At 64.7% G+C, this 17,792-nt stretch carries 19 protein-coding genes; 8 read left to right on the top strand and 11 right to left on the bottom strand.

The window, feature by feature from the left end; translation table 11 throughout:
* Positions 1-5: 5 nt before the first annotated feature.
* From N2602_RS11180 to N2602_RS11165, 4 genes are all read right to left on the bottom strand, one after another.
* The gene (locus N2602_RS11180; protein ID WP_260382668.1) at positions 6-923 is read right to left on the bottom strand and encodes an MBL fold metallo-hydrolase; all 918 of its coding nucleotides are present in this window, start codon (positions 921-923) and stop codon (positions 6-8) included.
* A 181-nt stretch (positions 924-1,104) separates the two neighbouring features.
* Positions 1,105-2,319 carry an acyl-CoA dehydrogenase gene (locus N2602_RS11175; RefSeq protein WP_036004014.1) on the bottom strand — a complete coding sequence of 405 codons (1,215 nt, stop codon included), beginning with the start codon at positions 2,317-2,319 and terminating at the stop codon, positions 1,105-1,107.
* 131 nt (positions 2,320-2,450) lie between these two features.
* On the bottom strand, positions 2,451-3,527 hold the full coding sequence (gene ribB, locus N2602_RS11170) for a 3,4-dihydroxy-2-butanone-4-phosphate synthase (protein ID WP_212254673.1): 1,077 nt from the start codon (positions 3,525-3,527) through the stop codon (positions 2,451-2,453).
* Positions 3,528-3,715: 188 nt separating this feature from the next.
* Positions 3,716-5,446, bottom strand: a complete 1,731-nt coding sequence (locus N2602_RS11165) for a cation:proton antiporter (RefSeq protein ID WP_212254672.1) — start codon at positions 5,444-5,446, stop codon at positions 3,716-3,718.
* Positions 5,447-5,513: 67 nt separating this feature from the next.
* On the opposite strand from N2602_RS11165, the gene N2602_RS11160 reads away from it, so the two are divergent.
* Both N2602_RS11160 and N2602_RS11155 read left to right on the top strand, forming a co-directional pair.
* The gene (locus N2602_RS11160) at positions 5,514-6,041 is read left to right on the top strand and encodes a DUF3124 domain-containing protein (protein ID WP_260382667.1); all 528 of its coding nucleotides are present in this window, start codon (positions 5,514-5,516) and stop codon (positions 6,039-6,041) included.
* A 52-nt stretch (positions 6,042-6,093) separates the two neighbouring features.
* On the top strand, positions 6,094-7,326 hold the full coding sequence (locus N2602_RS11155; RefSeq protein WP_260382666.1) for a PLP-dependent aminotransferase family protein: 1,233 nt from the start codon (positions 6,094-6,096) through the stop codon (positions 7,324-7,326).
* A 19-nt stretch (positions 7,327-7,345) separates the two neighbouring features.
* Here N2602_RS11155 and N2602_RS11150 read toward each other — a convergent pair whose 3' ends face one another.
* Positions 7,346-7,618: a helix-turn-helix domain-containing protein gene (locus N2602_RS11150; protein WP_172787337.1), complete on the bottom strand. Its 273-nt coding sequence runs from the start codon at positions 7,616-7,618 to the stop codon at positions 7,346-7,348.
* A 158-nt stretch (positions 7,619-7,776) separates the two neighbouring features.
* On the opposite strand from N2602_RS11150, the gene N2602_RS11145 reads away from it, so the two are divergent.
* Entirely contained in the window at positions 7,777-8,229 is a 453-nt protein-coding gene (locus N2602_RS11145; protein ID WP_172787336.1) for a hypothetical protein, read from the top strand.
* A gap of 102 nt (positions 8,230-8,331) precedes the next feature.
* Positions 8,332-8,565, top strand: a complete 234-nt coding sequence (locus N2602_RS11140) for a hypothetical protein (protein WP_212254669.1) — start codon at positions 8,332-8,334, stop codon at positions 8,563-8,565.
* A gap of 216 nt (positions 8,566-8,781) precedes the next feature.
* On the opposite strand, the gene N2602_RS11135 is transcribed toward N2602_RS11140, so the two are convergent.
* From N2602_RS11135 to N2602_RS11115, 5 genes are all read right to left on the bottom strand, one after another.
* Positions 8,782-9,600 (bottom strand): aldo/keto reductase, encoded by an 819-nt coding sequence (locus N2602_RS11135; protein ID WP_260382665.1) that lies wholly within the window; start codon positions 9,598-9,600, stop codon positions 8,782-8,784.
* Between the two features lie 144 nt (positions 9,601-9,744).
* Positions 9,745-11,310 carry an alkaline phosphatase gene (locus N2602_RS11130; RefSeq protein WP_260382664.1) on the bottom strand — a complete coding sequence of 522 codons (1,566 nt, stop codon included), beginning with the start codon at positions 11,308-11,310 and terminating at the stop codon, positions 9,745-9,747.
* Between the two features lie 187 nt (positions 11,311-11,497).
* Entirely contained in the window at positions 11,498-11,917 is a 420-nt protein-coding gene (locus tag N2602_RS11125) for a hypothetical protein (protein WP_260382663.1), read from the bottom strand.
* A gap of 109 nt (positions 11,918-12,026) precedes the next feature.
* The gene (locus tag N2602_RS11120) at positions 12,027-13,028 is read right to left on the bottom strand and encodes a nitronate monooxygenase family protein (protein ID WP_172787331.1); all 1,002 of its coding nucleotides are present in this window, start codon (positions 13,026-13,028) and stop codon (positions 12,027-12,029) included.
* Between the two features lie 62 nt (positions 13,029-13,090).
* Positions 13,091-13,828: an SDR family oxidoreductase gene (locus tag N2602_RS11115; protein WP_260382662.1), complete on the bottom strand. Its 738-nt coding sequence runs from the start codon at positions 13,826-13,828 to the stop codon at positions 13,091-13,093.
* Positions 13,829-14,002: 174 nt separating this feature from the next.
* Here N2602_RS11115 and N2602_RS11110 point away from each other — a divergent pair, with 174 nt between their 5' ends.
* Entirely contained in the window at positions 14,003-14,467 is a 465-nt protein-coding gene (locus N2602_RS11110) for a helix-turn-helix domain-containing protein (RefSeq protein WP_260382661.1), read from the top strand.
* Between the two features lie 21 nt (positions 14,468-14,488).
* On the opposite strand, the gene N2602_RS11105 is transcribed toward N2602_RS11110, so the two are convergent.
* On the bottom strand, positions 14,489-14,863 hold the full coding sequence (locus N2602_RS11105; RefSeq protein WP_172787328.1) for a PRC-barrel domain-containing protein: 375 nt from the start codon (positions 14,861-14,863) through the stop codon (positions 14,489-14,491).
* A 150-nt stretch (positions 14,864-15,013) separates the two neighbouring features.
* Here N2602_RS11105 and N2602_RS11100 point away from each other — a divergent pair, with 150 nt between their 5' ends.
* From N2602_RS11100 to N2602_RS11090, 3 genes are all read left to right on the top strand, one after another.
* Positions 15,014-16,801 (top strand): thiamine pyrophosphate-requiring protein, encoded by a 1,788-nt coding sequence (locus N2602_RS11100; protein WP_260382660.1) that lies wholly within the window; start codon positions 15,014-15,016, stop codon positions 16,799-16,801.
* A gap of 8 nt (positions 16,802-16,809) precedes the next feature.
* Positions 16,810-17,037: a hypothetical protein gene (locus tag N2602_RS11095; protein WP_172787326.1), complete on the top strand. Its 228-nt coding sequence runs from the start codon at positions 16,810-16,812 to the stop codon at positions 17,035-17,037.
* Between the two features lie 85 nt (positions 17,038-17,122).
* On the top strand, positions 17,123-17,674 hold the full coding sequence (locus tag N2602_RS11090; protein WP_260382659.1) for a DUF4142 domain-containing protein: 552 nt from the start codon (positions 17,123-17,125) through the stop codon (positions 17,672-17,674).
* Positions 17,675-17,792 lie beyond the last annotated feature (118 nt).

Raw genomic sequence — 17,792 nt, 5'->3', positions numbered from 1 at the left:
CGCCCTCAGGCCATCCGATAGGTCCCGCCGATCACGGGATCGCCATCCGTCGCCACCACGCCGCGCGCGACCAGGTCTTCCAGGTGCGCCAGAACGGAATAGCCCGCCGCCGTCGTCAGGCGCGGATCGATACCGATATAGATCGCGCGGACCATGGTCGGGATGTCGGTCTCGCCCTTGGCGAGACGGTGCAGGATCGAGGCCTCGCGCGCCTTGCGGTGACGGATCAGGAAGCGCACGAAGCGCTGGCCCTCGGGAATCTCGGGGCCATGGCCCGAGAAGTAGAGATCCTCCTCGCGGGCCGCGAGCCGGTCGAGCGAGTCCATGTAGTCGATCATCGAGCCGTCCGGCGGCGCCACGATCGAGGTCGACCAGCCCATGACGTGGTCGCCCACGAAATTGAATTTTCGCTCGGGCCAGGCGAATGCCAGATGATTGGCCGTGTGGCCGGGCGTTGCGACGGCCTCGAGCCGCCAGCCGTCACCTTCCACGACGTCGCCGTGCGCGAGGCTGACGTCCGGGGCAAAATCGCGGTCGGCGCCGGATTCCGGATTGTGCTTCTCGCTCTCGAAGCGCGGCCGCGAGGCGCGATGCGGGCCTTCGGCATAGACCGGCGCAGCTGTCGCCTGCTTGATGCGCGCGGTGTTCGGCGAATGATCGCGATGGGTGTGGGTGACGAAGATGTGCGTCACCGTCTCGCCGCGCACCGCATCGAGCAGCGCCGCCGCATGCGCCGCATCGTCAGGACCGGGATCGATGATCGCGACATTGCCTCGGCCTACGATGTAGCTGACCGTCCCCGTGAAGGTGAACGGGCTCGGATTGTTGCAGAGCACGCGCCGCACGCCGGGGCGGACCTCCTCGACGATGCCGGGCTTCAGCGGAAAGTTGCGGTTGAACGGGACGTCGTCATTGTCGGACATGGGACTTCCTGTCGCCACACTCTCTGCCGTCATACCCCGCGAAGGCGGGGTATCCAGTACGCCGCGGCGCCAGTGACAAAAGCGAAGTCTCTGGGTTACTGGATCGCCCGCCCCAGTGCGCAACTGCGCACAAGGCGGGCGATGACAGTAGAGCAACTAGCCGCGGCGGAAAACACAATGACTAGAAAAACGCCTGAATGCCCGTGATCGCGCGGCCCAGGATCAGGGCGTGGACGTCGTGGGTGCCCTCATAGGTGTTGACCGTCTCGAGGTTATGGACGTGGCGCATCACGTGATACTCGATCGAGATGCCGTTGCCGCCGTGCATGTCGCGGGCGGTGCGGGCGATGTCGAGGGCCTTGCCGCAATTGTTGCGCTTCATGATCGAGATCATCTCGGGCGCGAACTTGCCCTCGTCCATCAGGCGGCCGACGCGGAGCGAGCCCTGAAGGCCGAGCGCGATCTCGGTCTCCATGTCCGCAAGCTTCTTCTGCACCAGCTGGGTGGCGGCGAGCGGCTTGCCGAACTGCTTGCGGTCGAGCGTGTATTGACGGGCGCGGTGCATGCAGTCCTCGGCGGCACCCAGCGCACCCCAGGAGATGCCGTAGCGGGCGCGGTTGAGGCAGCCAAACGGGCCCTTGAGCCCGGAGACGTTGGGCAGCAGCGCGTCCTCGGGGACCACGACGCCGTCCATCACCACCTCGCCGGTGATGGAGGCGCGAAGCGAGAGCTTGCCGCCGATCTTCGGGGCCGACAGGCCCTTCATGCCCTTCTCCAGCACGAAGCCGCGGATCTGGTTGTCGTGCGCGGCCGACTTGGCCCAGACCACGAAGACGTCGGCGATCGGCGCGTTCGAGATCCACATCTTGCTGCCGGTGAGGCGATAGCCGTCCGACACCTTCTCGGCGCGGGTCTTCATGCCGGCCGGATCTGAGCCGGCATCGGGCTCGGTCAGGCCGAAGCAGCCGACCCACTCGCCGCTGGCGAGCTTGGGCAGGTACTTCTTGCGCTGGTTCTCGTCGCCATAGGCGTAGATCGGGTACATCACCAGCGAGGACTGCACCGAGTTCATCGAGCGATAGCCGGAATCGACCCGCTCGATCTCGCGCGCGACGAGGCCATAGGCGACGTAGCTCGCATTGGCGCAGCCATATTCCTCAGGCAGCGTGATGCCGATCAGGCCGAGCTCGCCCATCTCGTTGAAGATCTCGCGGTCGGTCTTCTCCTCGAGATAGGCCTTGGAGACGCGCGGCAACAGCTTGTCCTGGGCATAGGCGCGGGCGGTGTCGCGCACCATGCGCTCGTCTTCGGTGAGCTGCTCGTCGAGCAGGAACGGATCGTCCCACTGGAAAGAAGCCGCAGCCGGCTTGTCCTTGGCCTGAGGGCGCACGCTCATGAAACGTCCTTTCGCGTCTGGTTCCGTCTAAATATTGCCCGACAAATTAAAGCGCCGCGGCAACAAGTGCAATTGCATCCTGGTTTCGGTCATTCCGGGTCGCGCAACGGCGCAAACCGGAAACGATGCGGTCAGATTTCGAGCTGCTCGTTGGCGACGATCTCGATACCGAAGCCCGACAGACCCTTGTAGTCGTGCACCGACGAGGTGAGATGCCGGATCGAGGTGACGCCGAGGTCGCGCAAGATCTGCGCGCCGACGCCGACCTCGCGCCACTGGCGGTTGCGGTCGGCCTCCGTCGACGTCTCGTCCGGCAGCGGCGAAACGGGCACGCCGGCCGCGCCATCGCGCAAGTAGACCAGCACGCCACGGCCGGTCTTCTTGAAATGCTCGAGCACGGCGGCCATGCGCTTGTGGCCGGTGAAGGTGTCCTTGACGATGTTCGGCTTGTGGAAGCGCGTCAGCACGTTCTTGCCGTCGCCGACGCCGTTGTAGACGAAGGCGACGTGGGCGATGGAATCGAACGGCGAGCGGTAGGCGTAGCCCTGCAAGGGGCCGATCGGGCTGTCGGTGACGAAGGTCGAGACCCGCTCGATCAGCTTCTCGCGCGCCTGGCGGTAGGCGATCATGTCCGCGATGGTGACGTGCTTGAGCTTGTGCCTGACCGCAAACTGCGCGACCTGCTCCCCCTTCATCACGCTGCCGTCGTCGTTCATGAGTTCGCTGATGACGCCGACCGGCGGCAGGCCGGAAAGCTTGCAGAGGTCGACGGCGGCCTCGGTATGGCCGGAGCGAAGCAGCACGCCGCCGTCCTTGGCGATCAGCGGGAAGATGTGGCCGGGCCGGGCGAAATCGTTGGCGCCGACATTGGGATTGGCGAGCGCGCGGCAGCACGAGGCGCGCTCATCGGCGGAGATGCCGGTGCCGCCGTCGGCCTTGTAGTCGATCGAGACCGTGAACGCGGTGGTGTGCGCGGAATCGTTGTGGGCGACCATCGGGTCGAGCCGCAGCCGGCGCGCGTCCTCGGTCGTCACGGGCGCGCAGACGATGCCGGAGGTATGGCGGATGATGAAGGCCATCTTCTCGGCGGTGCAGAGCGAGGCGGCGACGATCAGATCGCCCTCGCCCTCGCGGTCCTCGTCGTCGGTAACGACCACGAGCTCACCCCGGGCAAAGGCCTGCAAGACTTCCTGAACGCTATCGGGCATTTCCCAATCTCTATCGGTTATGGCCGGGAGGCTTAGCCGGACTTGGGTCGGGGCGCTAGTCTCCCCAGCGCAACCACATATGCCTGAGGGCGGGCCTGCCGATCGGTTTCAGGCTTGCACCGGGCATATCAGCGATATAGGCGCGGATTGCCCGCAAGGAAGGCGGCAAGGAAGACGACCCGACGCCGTCAGGGCAGCACCTCGCGGCGCTCGCCGAGGCGCAGATCGAGCTCGGCGCGCTTGTCCGCGAGCAGGCCGGCCTGGGCGGCTTCGATCACGGTAAACAGCTCATGGGCATCGCTGAGCCGGGTCACGGTGACGTAGCTGGCGCCGGCCTCGTAGAGCGCGTCGACGTCGGCCAACAGGTCGGCCGTCGCCACGATCAGGGCGGTCGGATTGAGCGCGCGGACGTGGCGGACCAGCTTCTCGTTGGTGGCGCCCTTCAATAGCGAATCCGGCACGCTGAGGATGATCATCTCGGACTTGCCGACGCCGGCATGGAGCAGCGTGTCAGCGCTACTGATGTCGCCGTAGATCACATGCAGGCCGCGCGAAAGCAGGGTCTTGTACACATTGGGGTTGAAGTCGATCACGGTGATCTGGTCGAGCAGCACCGGTGCCTGCCGCTCGATCTCGGCGAGAAGCGCGCTCGCCGCACGGAAAAAGCCGAGGATCACGATGCGGCGGGCTTCGCCATGGCCGCCCTCGTGGCCCTCCTCGGCATGGCCGTTGCCATGGTCGAGATCGCGCAGGCCGATCCGCTTCAACGGGCCGATCGCCCAGCGGGTGATCTGGTCGCTGCGGGTCATCACGAAGGTCGAGAGCACCGCCAGCACCACGAAGGCGAAGGAGGCGGCATTCGCCGTCTCGGCCGCGATGTGGCGGTCGGTGACGCCGGTCTGGATCACCACCAGCGAGAATTCGGAGATCTGCGCGAGGTTGAGCGCCGGCAGCAGGCTGGCGCGCAGGCCCTGCTTCATCAGGTAGAGCGGCGTGAACGTCGTGACGAGGCGGCTTGCCACCGTGAACGCCGCGATCATCAAGGCAAGACCGATCACCGAGAGGCCGGGCACGGGAATGGTCATGCCGAGCGCGACGAAGAACAGCGTGATGAAGAAGTCCCGCAGCGTGGTGACCTTGGCGGTGACGTCGAGCGCGTAAGGGAAGGTCGAGAGGGAGACGCCGGCGATCAGCGCGCCCATCTCGCGCGACAGCGACAGTCGCTCGGCGGTCTCGGCGACGAGAAAGCACCAGGCCAGCGCGCCGAGCAGGATCAGCTCGGGCCGCCTGGCGATCTGGTGGAACAGGCGCGGCAGCACGTAACGGCTGACCAGCAGCGCGGCGGCGACCAGCACCGCGACGCGGCCGATCGAGAGCAGGATGACGCTGACCTGCAGATTGGCGAGACTCGGCTGCACCGCCAGGAACAGGATGGCGAAGATGTCCTGCAGCACCAGCACGCCGAGGGTGATGCGACCCGGCAGCGTGTCGAGCTCGCGCTTCTCGTAGAGCACCTTGACGATGATGACGGTGCTGGAGAGCGCGCAGGCGACGCAGAGATAGACCGCATCGAAATGCCCGCCGCCGAGCGACAGGCCGATGCCGACGAAGAATAGAACCCCGAGCAGGCAGCCGCCGAGCAGCTGGCTGCCCGCCGCGAACAGAATCACCCGCCCTGCCCGCACGATCTTCTTCAGGTCGATCTCGAGCCCGATCATGAACAGCATGAAGATCAGGCCAAGCTCGGAGATGACGCTGATCGATTCCTGCGAATGGACCCAGCCGGCGCCGAATGGACCTATGCAGAAGCCGGCGATAAGGTAGGCCAGGATCAGCGGTTGCCGGGCGAAATGGGCGAGCAGGCCCAGCATCCAGGCAAACAGGATAGAGAGAGTGATGTCGCGAATGAGCTCGTGCATGCCAAATTGGTCCGTTTTGCCGCACCCTAGAGACGGGTTGCGGTGCGGCAAGCGAGCAATTCGTCACATGCGGAATGGGCTCATCGCAGCCATGCTGCTCAGTCCCCTCGCCTTTGCCGTGCCCGCCGCCGCGCAATCCAAGGTCAATATCGAACAAAACTTTGCCGAATCGCTCACCCCACTGCCGAAGGAAGACCTCGCCGTTTCCGGCGGTTTCTACGTGCCCGCCTATTCCAGCGTCGCGATGAGCCAGGGCAAGCTGCGTGTCGACTTCTCGGTGACGCTGAGCGTTCACAACGCCTCCGAGACCCAGCCGCTGGTCATCAAACGCATCGCCTATTTCGACACCGCAGGCAAGCAGGTCGAGAGCTATCTGAAGACGCCGGTGGCGTTGAGGCCGCTCGCCACCGTCTCGATCTTCATTCCGACCGACGACGTGCGCGGCGGGACCGGTGCCAATTTCCTGGTCGACTGGGCCGCCACGGGCGAGATCGCCGAGCCGGTGGTCGAAGCCTTGATGGTTGGCGGCATCGCCAACGCGCATTACGCTTTCATCAGCCAAGGCCGTCCGACCAGGACGGCCGGCAAGAAGTAAGGCGGCCGGCGCAAAGCCGACGCTCAACAAGAACAAAACGAGGAACGCTCCCATGACGTCCAGCTTCGATTTCGCGCCCCTGTTTCCAGCAGGGCTGCCGGCCCCTTCTGCGCGCTGGACGGGCCTTGCCAAATACAGCTTCGTCGGCGGTAATAACGATTCCGAACAGGTGCCGCTCGACGAGCTGATCGAAGCGGCCACCACGGTGCTGCGGCACGAGGGCCGCTCGCTCGCCACTTACGGGCTGGCGCATGGGCCGCAGGGCTACCTCCCCTTGCGCGAATTCCTGGTGGCGAAACTCAGGCGCGATGCCGGAATCAGCTGCACGGTCGACGATCTCCTGATCGTCTCCGGCTCGCTCCAGGCCCTCGACCTCGTCAACGCCACCCTGCTGACGCGCGGCGACACCGTGATTTTCGAGCAGGAGAGCTATCAGGGCTCCCTGACACGACTGGCGCGGCTCGGCGTCAACGTCGTCGGCATTCCCCTCGATAAGGACGGCATGCGCATGGACCTGCTGGCCTCCACGCTGGCCGACCTGAAGCGCCGCGGCATCCGGCCGAAATACATCTACACCATTCCGACGGTGCAGAACCCGACCGGCAGCATCATGCCCGAGAGCCGCCGCACCGAGCTGGTGCGGCTCGCGACCGAATATGGCGTGCCCATCTTCGAGGACGATTGCTATGCCGACCTCGTCTGGTCGGGGCAGCGGCCGCCTGCGCTCTACGCGATGAGCCCGAACGGCGGCGTGATTCATATCGGCTCGTTCTCGAAATCGATCGCGCCGGCGCTGCGCGTCGGCTTCGTCGTGGCGCCCTGGGAGGTGATGTCGCGGATGCTGGCGCTGAAGACGGATGCGGGCTCCGGTGCGCTGGAGCAGATGGTGCTCGCCAGCTATTGCAAGCCGCATTTTTCAAGCCACGTGCCGGCCCTGACCAAGGCACTGCGGAGCAAGCTCGACACGCTGATGGAAGCCCTGAACGAGCAGTTCGGGACCGCCGCCGAATTCGAGGCGCCCAAGGGCGGCATCTTCCTGTGGGTCAAGCTCCCCGACCAGGTCGATACGCTGAAGCTGTATCAGGCCGCGCTCGCCGCCGGCGTCTCGATCAATCCGGGGCCGGAATGGTCGACCAACAAGGGCCATTCCGCATCGCGGCTGCGGCTGTGCTTTGCCAGCCCCTCGCACCAGCAGATCCGCGACGGCGTCGCCGTGCTGGCCGAAGTGTGCCGCAAGGAGTTCGGCGTGCCGGCGCGTAGCGCCAATGTGGAGAAGCGGGCCTGAGGCCTGGTCGAGCGTCTCCTCATGCCGCCTGTGGCTGACTGCCGTGGATCGCGGAAGCGAGCCGCAGCAACAGGACGATGGAGACGTTGCCCTTGCCGGCCTCGATCTGGGCGATATAGCGCTCGGAAATCCCGGAGCGGCGGGCCAGCTCCCGGCGCGACAGGTCGCAGCGGGTGCGCGAGGACCTCAGGCGGTCGCCCAGCTCGGCCAGAAACGCGGTCTCGGAATAGGGCGGCACGGCGCAGCTCCCCGGCAGCACTTCGCCCGCAAAATCCATGACTTGATTCAGCATTGCTCTATCCACGTTCGCCTTCGGGAAATGCCATCTTACCTTCGAAACGCCCTGCCTCATTGACGCGGATCAAATTCGCGCGCGATCGACGACTGCCGTGGACGACCGCGCGCGGAATGCTAGACTTTGGAATTCGTCGAGGCGGGGTTTCTCAGGACATGATGCGTTGTTCGGGTCGCTGGATCGCGGCTGCGGTGCTGTGGGTCGCGTTCACCTCCACGGCCGGTGCCGAGACGCTGGCCGTGACCGTGGAGCAATGGGGCCTGCTCGGCTCCTGGGCGGTCGATTGCTCTGCCCGGCCAGACCGCGACAAGGGTGCACTCCTGAGTTACGAGATCCGGAAAGACGGCCGGGTGATGTACCGGCGCAATTTCGGCGAGGCCATGGACGAGAACGAGATCGTGTCCGCCACGGTCAATGCCGAGGGCCTGCTCAATGTGATGGTCTACTTCCCCTTGCTGCGTCAGGCGCGCGAGTTCGGGTTGCTGTTGCAGAAGGACGGCCGCCTGCGCGCGATCTATAATCGCAGCGAGCGCGGCGAGTACACGATCAGGGACGGCAAGTACGTCGCAACAGGTGCACAGACGCCCGCGCAGCAGCGCTGCGACTAGCACGCCTTCGTCTGAACATCCGTTCAGAATTCTCTCGCCGTTTCTCCGGAACGTTCGCGCAAATCTGCGGTTTAGATGTGCATTCGTTTGGAGGAGGACAGCATGAAGAAGCTTGGTTATGTGGTTGCGGCTCTCGGCGCGATCGTGATTGCGGCGCCGACGCTGGCCAGCGCAGAGACGGTGGTGATCAAGCGCGGTCATCATCATCACGGCCCGTACGGCGCTCGCGCCGAATACCGCATGCACCATGACCGTGGCTGGCATCATGGCTGGCGCCATCGCGGCGACAAGGTCGTCGTGATCAAGCGCAGCCATCGCCACCATCACTGGGACTAATGCGCAACGCGACAAGGAATGGCCCCTCACGGGGCCATTTTCTTGCGTTCTTTTTTCCTTCTCCCCTTGTGGGAGAAGGTGGCGCGAAGCGCCGGATGAGGGGTTGCGTCAGCGAGTCCGAAAGTGAAAGACTCATGCGCGGAGAGAGACCCCTCACCCGTCTCGCCGCTTCGCGGCGAGCCACCCTCTCCCACAAGGGGAGAGGGTGAAGATCGATTAATCCCACGCCGGCGCGAAGCCTGGATTGACGCAGCGTCTGTCCTTCGCCAGCGCGGCGATCTTCTTGCGGTCGGCATCGTCGAGCGTGATCTTCAGCGCGTCGAGATTGGCCTGCTGGCTCTCGCGACGCGAGGCCTTCGGGATCGCGGCGACGCCGTCCTGGTCGAGCAGCCATTTCAACGCGAGCTGCGCGGCGGTGGCATTGTGCCTGGCGCCGATGTCGGCCAGCACCGGGTCGGTCGCGAAACGTCCCTGCGCGAGCGGACAATAGGCAACCAGCGGGATCGACCTCGCCTGGAGATAGGCGAGCACCTTCGATTGATCGAGCATGGCGTGATATTCGACCTGGTTGCAGGCGATCGGCGCATTGATCTCCTCGACCGCGACCTTGAGCAGCGCGGTGGTGAAATTGGCAACGCCGATGGCGCGCGTGCGCCCCTCCTCCTTGAGCTTCATCAGGGTCTCGAACACCGCGCCCCAGTTCGCGGCCTTCGACGGCCAGTGCACGAGATAGAGATCAACATGGTCGAGCCCGAGCTTCCTGAGGCTGGCGCCGAAAGCGCGGCGGATCGCATCGGGGCTGAGGTTCTCGTGCCAGACTTTCGTGGTGACGTGCAGCTCACCGCGCGGCACGCCGGACGCGGCGATGGCCGCGCCGATCGCCTCCTCGTTGGCGTACATCTCGGCGGTGTCGATGTGGCGATAGCCGATGGAAAGCGCGCTCTCGACCGCGGCACGGCAGGCATCGCCCTGCATGCGGAAGGTGCCGAGGCCGAGCTTGGGCATGCTGATGCCCTGTGTTTTCAGATGGTCCATGAAACAGGCTCCCGAGATATTCAGCCCACCGGATGCGCGCGGCGATGCCGCGTGAGCAGACCTTTGGTGACGGAAAAGAAGTGGTGGGAGCCCTTACCCTAGCGCGGGAGGAGCATGGAGGCCAATCAAGATCGGGTTAGCAGCCTACGAATGCTGCGCCACCAGCGACGGATGCATCTGCGGCCGCGGGACGATGTCGACCGACCAGAGGTCGCGATTGTCGACGTCCTTCAGGGTCACGGTCATCACACCGCTGCGGCCGTCGATGTCGACCCGCCCGAAGAACTGCAAGCCGAAACAGGGCGCCAGATTGTCGCCCTGCGCGGCGCTGCAGCCATGCTGGTACATTGCGACCGGGCCGAAGGTGTCGTCGAGCTCGCCCGGGCTCCAGCTGCCGGCATGCAGCGGGCCGGAGACGAACTCCCAGAACGGCTCGAAATCCTGGAACTGCGCCTTGTTCGGATCGTAATAGTGCGCGGCGGTGTAGTGCATGTCGGCCGTGAGCCAGACGATGTTGCGGATGCCGGCGCGCTTGATGGAGGCGAGCAGATCGGCGATCTCGTGCTCGCGCCGGTCGGGCGGCCCATCGCCGAGCGCGACCGCATCCAGGCTGATCAGGCCGATCGGCAAATCGGCCGCGATCACCTTCCAGGTCGCGCGTGAGGCGGCAAGCTCGCGCTTCAGCCAGGCGAGCTGCTCGGCGCCCAGGATCCAGCCGCGGTGATCATCGCCCTTGTTCCAGCTCTCGTCGCGGTAGCTGCGCATGTCGATCATGAAGACGTCCAGCAGCGGTCCATAGGCGATCTTGCGATAGACGCGGCCGTGCTGCGCGCTGATGTTGCGGATCGGCATGAAGTCGAAGAAGGCCCGGCGGGCCCGCGCGACCAGGCGCGGGGTACCGTCGTCCTCGTAACCGGTCTCGTCATGGGTCCCGATCGGCGACCAGTCGTTGGTCACCTCGTGATCGTCCCATTGCGCGAACATCGGCACCTCTGCATGAAAGGCGCGGAAATGTTCGTCGAGGTGGTTGTATTTGTAGTTGCCGCGGAACTGCGCCAGGGTGTGCGCGACCTCGGATTTCTCCTCGGTGACGAGGTTGCGCCAGGTCTCTCCGTTCGGCAGCTTCTGTTCGGAAGCGATCGTGCAGTCCGCGTAGATGTGGTCGCCGCAGTGGATGAAGAAATCCGGATTGTTGTCGAGCATGGTGCGATAGCTGCGATAGCCGCCGCGGGAGACGTCGATGCCCCAGCCCTGCCCTGCGGTGTCGCCGGACCACAGGAACGAGATCGACTGGCGCACTGCCGGCGCGGTGCGGAAATGGCCGATGCGGCCTTCACTGAGGAGACCGCTGGCGATGTCGGCGAAGCGGACGCGGTAGAAGATGTCCTGTCCGGGCGGCAGATCCGCCAGCAGAAGCTTCGACGTGAGATCGGCATCGGGCAGCGCATCGCCGGAAGCCGAGGCGATAATGGTCTTGAAGCTCTCGACGGTCGAGCATTCCACCTGCATCCGCGCGGGCCGGTCGGCGCGCGCCCAGATCACCGCGGAGCCGCCGGAGACATCGCCGGACTGGATGCCGGCTGCGATCTGCGGCCGGTCGGCGGCGCGGCTCAAATGAGGCTTCGCGAGCGAGGCGATGGCGAGACTGGAGGCGGAGCGGACCAGGAACTGCCGCCGGGTCCATGCGCGCGAGGCGCGGAGCGTTGCCATTCAGGAGACCTTCGTCGAATCGCGACGGAAGGTGCCTGCGCTCCTTGACTCCCAGCTTACGGTTTCTTGACTCCGCGCCTACGGTTTTGCGACGCGGGGATGACGGCTGTTGCAACCGCGGAGCGCGGTCTGCTCCCTCGCCCCGTTCTTTCGGGGAGAGGTAAAGACACAGCGACGGCTCCCGCGCCTACCGCTTCCAGTTGCAGATGCCGCCGGAGCGGCATGGCCAGGTCTGGATACGGGTGTCCATCGCCTGCGCATCGAGCGGATTGCCGCGGCGGTGGGCAAGCTTGGCGCGGGCCGCGCCGCGCGGCGGTGTGCTCGCCGCATGCGCGGCCTTCGGCTCGGCCACACGAACGCGTTCGGCGGCAACCTTCTTCGGCACCTCGACGGGCTCAGCGCGCGCCTGTGCCTCGTTGCCGCCACGCGCTTCGAGCGCGACCGGGGCGAAGTGCGTCTCCGGCCCGAGACGTTTCGGCGACAGCAGGGCCTTTGAGAGATCGAGGCCGAGATATTCGTCGGGCTTGTAGTCGTCGGCGCGCGCGACACCGGCCCCTGCGACCACGAGGGCAAAGGCAATTGCGAAGTGAACACTTTTCAGGACCACGGATGCCTCCTGAAATCGATTTATGAAAGGGGCAATTTACCCCTATCTAGGAGGCGCCGCGCGCAATTCCAGCGGTCAAATGCCGCCGTGGTTAAGAAGTTTGACGGCGTCAGGCGACCTTTCGCGTCGCCCCCGTCCCGTCCAGGAACCCCAGCAGGCGGCTGCGAATGATGGTTTCCGCTTCGTCCATGATGCGATCGATCAGCTCCTTGCAAGACGGGATGTCGTGGATCAGGCCTGCGACCATTCCGCAGCTCCAGGCGCCGGCGTCCATCTGGCCGTCCAGCATGATCTTGGGATAGACGCCCGCGACCTGGTCGTGAATGTCGTCGATGGTGAGCTTGGCGCCCTTCTCGCGCTCGATCTCGAGCAGGCGGTCGACATTGGCGTTCTTCAGGACGCGCTCGGTATTGCGCAACGCCCGCATGATCAGGCGGGTGTCGAGCTCGGTGGCCGCGACCAGCGCGTCCTTGACGTTCTGGTGCACCGGCGCTTCCTTGGTGGCGATGAAGCGCGTGCCCATGTTCATGCCCGCCGCGCCCAGCGAGAGCGCCGCGACCAGGCTGCGACCGTCGGCCATGCCGCCGGAGGCGACGAACGGGATCTTCAACTCCTCCGCCGCACGCGGCAGCAGGATCATGTTGGGGATGTCGTCCTCGCCGGGATGGCCGCCACACTCGAAGCCGTCGACGCTGACGGCATCGCAGCCGATGCGCTCGGCCTTCAGCGAGTGGCGCACCGAGGTGCATTTGTGGATGACCTTGATGCCGGCGGCCTTCAGCGCCGGCATGTAGGCTTCCGGGCTGCGGCCTGCGGTCTCCACCGCCTTGATGCCGCCCTCGACGATGGCCGCGATGTATTCCGGATAAGGCGGCGCCGAGAAGGCTGGCAGGAAAGTGAGATTGACGCCGAACGGCTTGTCCGTCATGTCGCGGCAGCGCGCGATCTCCTTGGCGAGCAGCTCCGGCGTCTTCTGCGTGAGACCGGTGATGATGCCGAGCCCGCCGGCATTGGAGACGGCCGCCGCCAGCTCGGCGAAGCCGACGAAATGCATGCCGCCCTGGATGATCGGGTGCTCGATGCCGAACAGTTCGGTGATCGCGGTCTTCACTGAAGGTCCTCCCGGAATTTGCTCGATGTTGAGATCAGTCTAGCCGGACTTTCCCGCCGCGGTCACCATTTCTCTCCGAAGGGGCGGATCTCCATCTCGAAGGTCCAGGCGCTCTTCGGCTGCTGATAAAGCTGCCAATAGGCGTTCGCGACCGACGACGGCGGCATCAGGAGGTCGGGATCGTCAAGCGCATTCGGGCCGTGCGCCTCGAGCCGGCGCTGGCGCACCCATTCGGTGTCGACGCCGGAATCGATGATGAGATGGGCAACGTGGATGTTCTTCGGCCCGAGCTCGCGCGCCATCGCCTGCGCCACCGCGCGCAGGCCGAACTTGGCGCTGGCAAAGGCGGCAAAGCCGCTGCCGCCGCGCAAGCTTGCGGTCGCACCCGTGAAGAAGATGTTGCCGCCGCCGCGCGGCAGCATCAGCCGCGCCGCCTCGCGCCCCGCGAGGAAGCCGGAATAGCAGGCCATCTCCCAGACCTTGCGAAACACGCGCTCGGTGGTGTCGAGGATCGGGAAATTGACGTTGGCACCGACGTTGAAGATGCAGACTTGGAGCGGTGCATGCTTGTCGGCGTCGTTCAGGAAGGCAATGACCTCATCCTCCTTCCGCGCGTCGAGCGAGCGGGCGTGGATCTCGCCACCGTCGGCTTCGATCTCTTGCACCAACGGCGCGAGCTTATCTCCATTGCGGCGGCCGGCGAAAATCGAGAACCCTTCGGCGGCAAACTTCTTGGCGATCTCGGCACCGATGAAATCGCCGGCCCCGATGACGGTCGCAGTGGCGTTTCGCTTGGACAAGATCGCCTCCTCCGGTGAGCCGCACTGTGGGCGTGCGGCGTTTCATGTGCCGGAGGCTATAGTTCAAAAATAGAACTGTCAAACTGAGCAGCCGAATGCTAACCTTCGGCACAAATCTCTCTGACCGATCAACTCAGTTCCTTTTTCAGACTGACTTCCTGCAGGAACCGCATCATGAAATGGGACACGCTTGAGGAAGAGCCCTGCTCGCTCGCCCGCACCGTCGCCGTGATCGGCGACCGCTGGACGCTGCTGATCCTGCGCGAGTGCTTCTTGCGGGTACGGCGGTTCGAGGGCTTTCAATCCTCGCTCCAGATCACACGCCATCTGCTCTCGGAACGGCTGAAGAAGCTGGTCCGCTTCGGCATTCTGCGCCGCGTCCCCTATTCCGAGGCGCCGAAGCGCTACGAATACATCCTCACCCAGAAGGGGCTCGACCTCTACCCGATCATCATGGCGATGGTGCATTGGGGCGACACCCATATGGGCGATGAGCGCGGCCGCCCGCTGCTGCATGAGCACAAGAGCTGCGGCAAGCTGTTCGACCCCATCATGGTGTGCTCGGAATGCGGCGAAGTGCTGCATGCCAAACAGGTGCATGTGCATGCGGGCCCCGGGCGGAGGGAAGCGCTGGGATGAGTGAGGCGCACCTCACAAAGCTCAAGCGAAGGGAACGCCGTAATAGGAGTTGATGCCGCGCACGGCGGCGTCATCGCCCCAGTTCCAGTCGGTCTTCTCACTATATTTCGGCGCGCCTTCCAGATCCTTGGCGGTAATCGCGGTCACGTAACCGCCGAGCTCGGTGTCGTACTTCAGCGACTGCCAGGGCAACGGATAGTGATCATTGCCGAGGCCGAGAAAGCCGCCGAAACCAAGCACTGCATAAGAGACCTTGCCGCTGATCTTGTCGATCATGACCCGTTCGATCGATCCGATCTTGTTACGATCGGCGCCGTAGACGGCGGTTCCCTCGACCTTGTCGCTTCCGATCAGCCGGCCCATCTCGTTGCGGTCCAGTTCACCCTGATTCAGCATCGTCATTCTCCACTCAGCCATTTGGGAATCAACCGAAAGGGGTGAGTGATCGTTCCGGCGCGTGTTCCGCAAATGCTTGGGAACATCACCACAAAGAACCGGTTCTCTGAGACGACCGAGGCCGCAACAACAACAAAGAGAGCCGCCCGCATGTCCCAGACCGTCTCCGACTTCATCATTCAGCGCCTGCATCAATGGGGCGTACGCCACATCTTTGGTTACCCCGGCGACGGCATCAACGGCGTGTTCGGTGCGATGAACCGGGCCGACGGCAAGATCGGCTTCGTGCAGGCGCGGCACGAGGAGATGGCGGCATTCATGGCGACCGCCTACGCGAAATTCTCGGGCGAGCTCGGCGTCTGCATTGCGACCTCTGGTCCCGGCGCCTCGCATCTCGTCACCGGGCTGTACGACGCGCTGCTCGATCACCAGCCGGTGCTGGCGATCGTCGGCCAGCAGGCTCGCAATGCGCTTGGCGGTCACTATCAGCAGGAGCTCGATCTTCTCTCGATGTTCAAGGACGTCGCAGGCGCCTATGTCGTGCAGGCCTCCTCGCCTGCACAAGTGCGACACCTGATTGATCGATCGGTGCGGATCGCACTGGCGCGGCGGACTCCAACCGTCATCATCTTCCCCAACGACTTGCAGGAGGAGCCTTACGAGGACCCGCCGCGCGCGCACGGCACGCTGCACTCCGGCGTCGGTTACAGCGCGCCTAAAGTCATCCCTCGTGATGCCGATCTCGACCGTGCCGCGGAGATCCTCAATGCCGGCAAGAAGGTCGCGATGCTCGTCGGCGCCGGCGCACTTGGCGCCACCGACGACGTCATTGCGGTCGCCGACCGGCTGTCGGCCGGCTGCGCCAAGGCATTGCTCGGCAAGGCCGCGCTGCCCGACGACCTGCCATGGGTCACCGGCTCGATCGGCCTGCTAGGCACCGAGCCCAGCTACAACATGATGATGGAATGCGACACGCTGCTGATGGTGGGCTCGGCCTTTCCCTACGCCGAATTCCTGCCGAAGGAAGGCAGCGCACGCGGCGTGCAGATCGACATCGACGCCAGCATGATGTCGATCCGCTTTCCCATGGAGGTCGGCCTCGTCGGCGATGCCGCCGAGACGCTGCGCGCCTTGTTGCCACGGCTGAAAACCAGGAGCGACGGCGCCTGGCGCCAGAGCATCCAGGAGGACGTCGCGACATGGTGGAAGACCTTGGATGACCGCGCGCATCAGCCCGCCGCGCCGGTCAATCCGCAGCTCGTCGCCTGGGAATTGTCACCGCGCTTGCCCGACCGCGCCATCATCACCAGCGATTCCGGCTCATGCGCCAATTGGTTCGCGCGGGACCTCAAGATGCGGCGCGGCATGACGGCCTCGCTGTCCGGCGGCCTCGCCTCGATGGGCGCTGCGGTGCCTTACGCGCTCGCAGCCAAATACGCCCAGCCTGATCGCCCCGTCATTGCACTCGTCGGGGACGGTGCCATGCAGATGAACAACATGGCCGAGATGATCACCGCTGCGAAGTATTGGCGCGACTGGAAGGACCCGCGTTTCGTCGTCTGCGTCTTCAACAACGAGGATCTCAATCAGGTCACCTGGGAGCAGCGCATCATCAACGGTGATCCCAAGTTCGAGGCTTCGCAGCGCATTCCCGATGTCTCCTATTCGCGCTTCGCCGAGCTGATCGGCCTGCGCGGCATCTTCGTCGACAGCCCACAGCTGCTCGGCTCGGCCTGGGAGCAGGCGCTTGCGAGCGAGAGGCCCGTCGTGCTGGAGGTGAAAACCGATCCCGAGGTGCCGCCGCTGCCGCCGCACATCACCTTGCAGCAGGCCAAGAACTTCTCGCTCGCCCTGATGAAGGGCGACCCGAACGAAAGCGGGATGATCAAGGGAGTAGCGCGGCAGGTGCTGGAATCGATTCTGCCCGGAAAACAATGAGGTGAGCCATGAGTGACTTCCGCGATATCAGGCACGGCGTCAACGACCCCGTCGATGGCGTCGACGTGAAGTACCACATCAACGACAACCGGACGCCGCACGAGCGGGCGCAACGCCATGCTGACGTCCGGGCCGACGCAACCGCTGCGCCGGCCGAACCGTTCCTGCCCGAGCGGCTTCGACGCAAGCCGACAGATCCGATCAATCCGCGCACCGGACGCAATCCCGCGGATTAGCCGTTAGGAACCTCGGCCCCGGCGGCGTGTTGGTCGGCGCACATCGCCGGCAAGCGGCCGCGCGACCTATCGGAAGGATTTGACCATGAAACGCACAATCATCGCGCTTGCCTGCATGGTTCTCGCAGGCCCGGCCCTCGCCCAGTCGCTCGGCGAAAAGACCGGCGTAAATTCGGTGCTCGGCGTTGCGCCTGCGACCGCCGACTTCGTGACCCAGGTCGCGATCAGCGACATGTTCGAGATCGAATCAAGCAAGCTTGCTCAGCAGAAGGGCAACGCGGAGGAGAAGACCTTCGCGCAGCAGATGATCACCGATCATACGAAGACGAGCAGCGAGCTCAAGGGACTGGTCGGCAATGGCAAGGTGCAGGCCACGCTGCCGACGGCGCTCGACAGCTCGCATCAGAGCAAGATCGACAAGCTCAAGAATGCGAGCGGCAAGGATTTCAGCTCGGACTACAATTCCTATCAGGTCAGCGCGCATGAAGATGCCGTGTCGCTGTTCGAACGTTACGCCAAGGGTGGCGACAATGCCGAGCTCAAGGATTGGGCCGGCAAGACACTCCCGGCGTTGAAGCACCACCTCGACATGGCCAAGACCCTCGGCAGGGCGCCGAGCGTCGGCCAAACCAAGTAACGCATTGCTGCAGGATGCGGGCCGTCCCGGCGTGCTTCCCGGCAGCGCGATGAGAAACGTCATCGCGCTGCCGCTGCGCGATGCCTGTCGGTTGCGCCTAGGAACCTTCCTTATGTCC

Source organism: Bradyrhizobium sp. NC92 (genome assembly GCF_025200865.1).
Lineage (GTDB): Bacteria > Pseudomonadota > Alphaproteobacteria > Rhizobiales > Xanthobacteraceae > Bradyrhizobium.
Note: the sequence above shows the minus strand (reverse complement) of the source record. Positions and strands in the feature narration are given on the sequence as shown.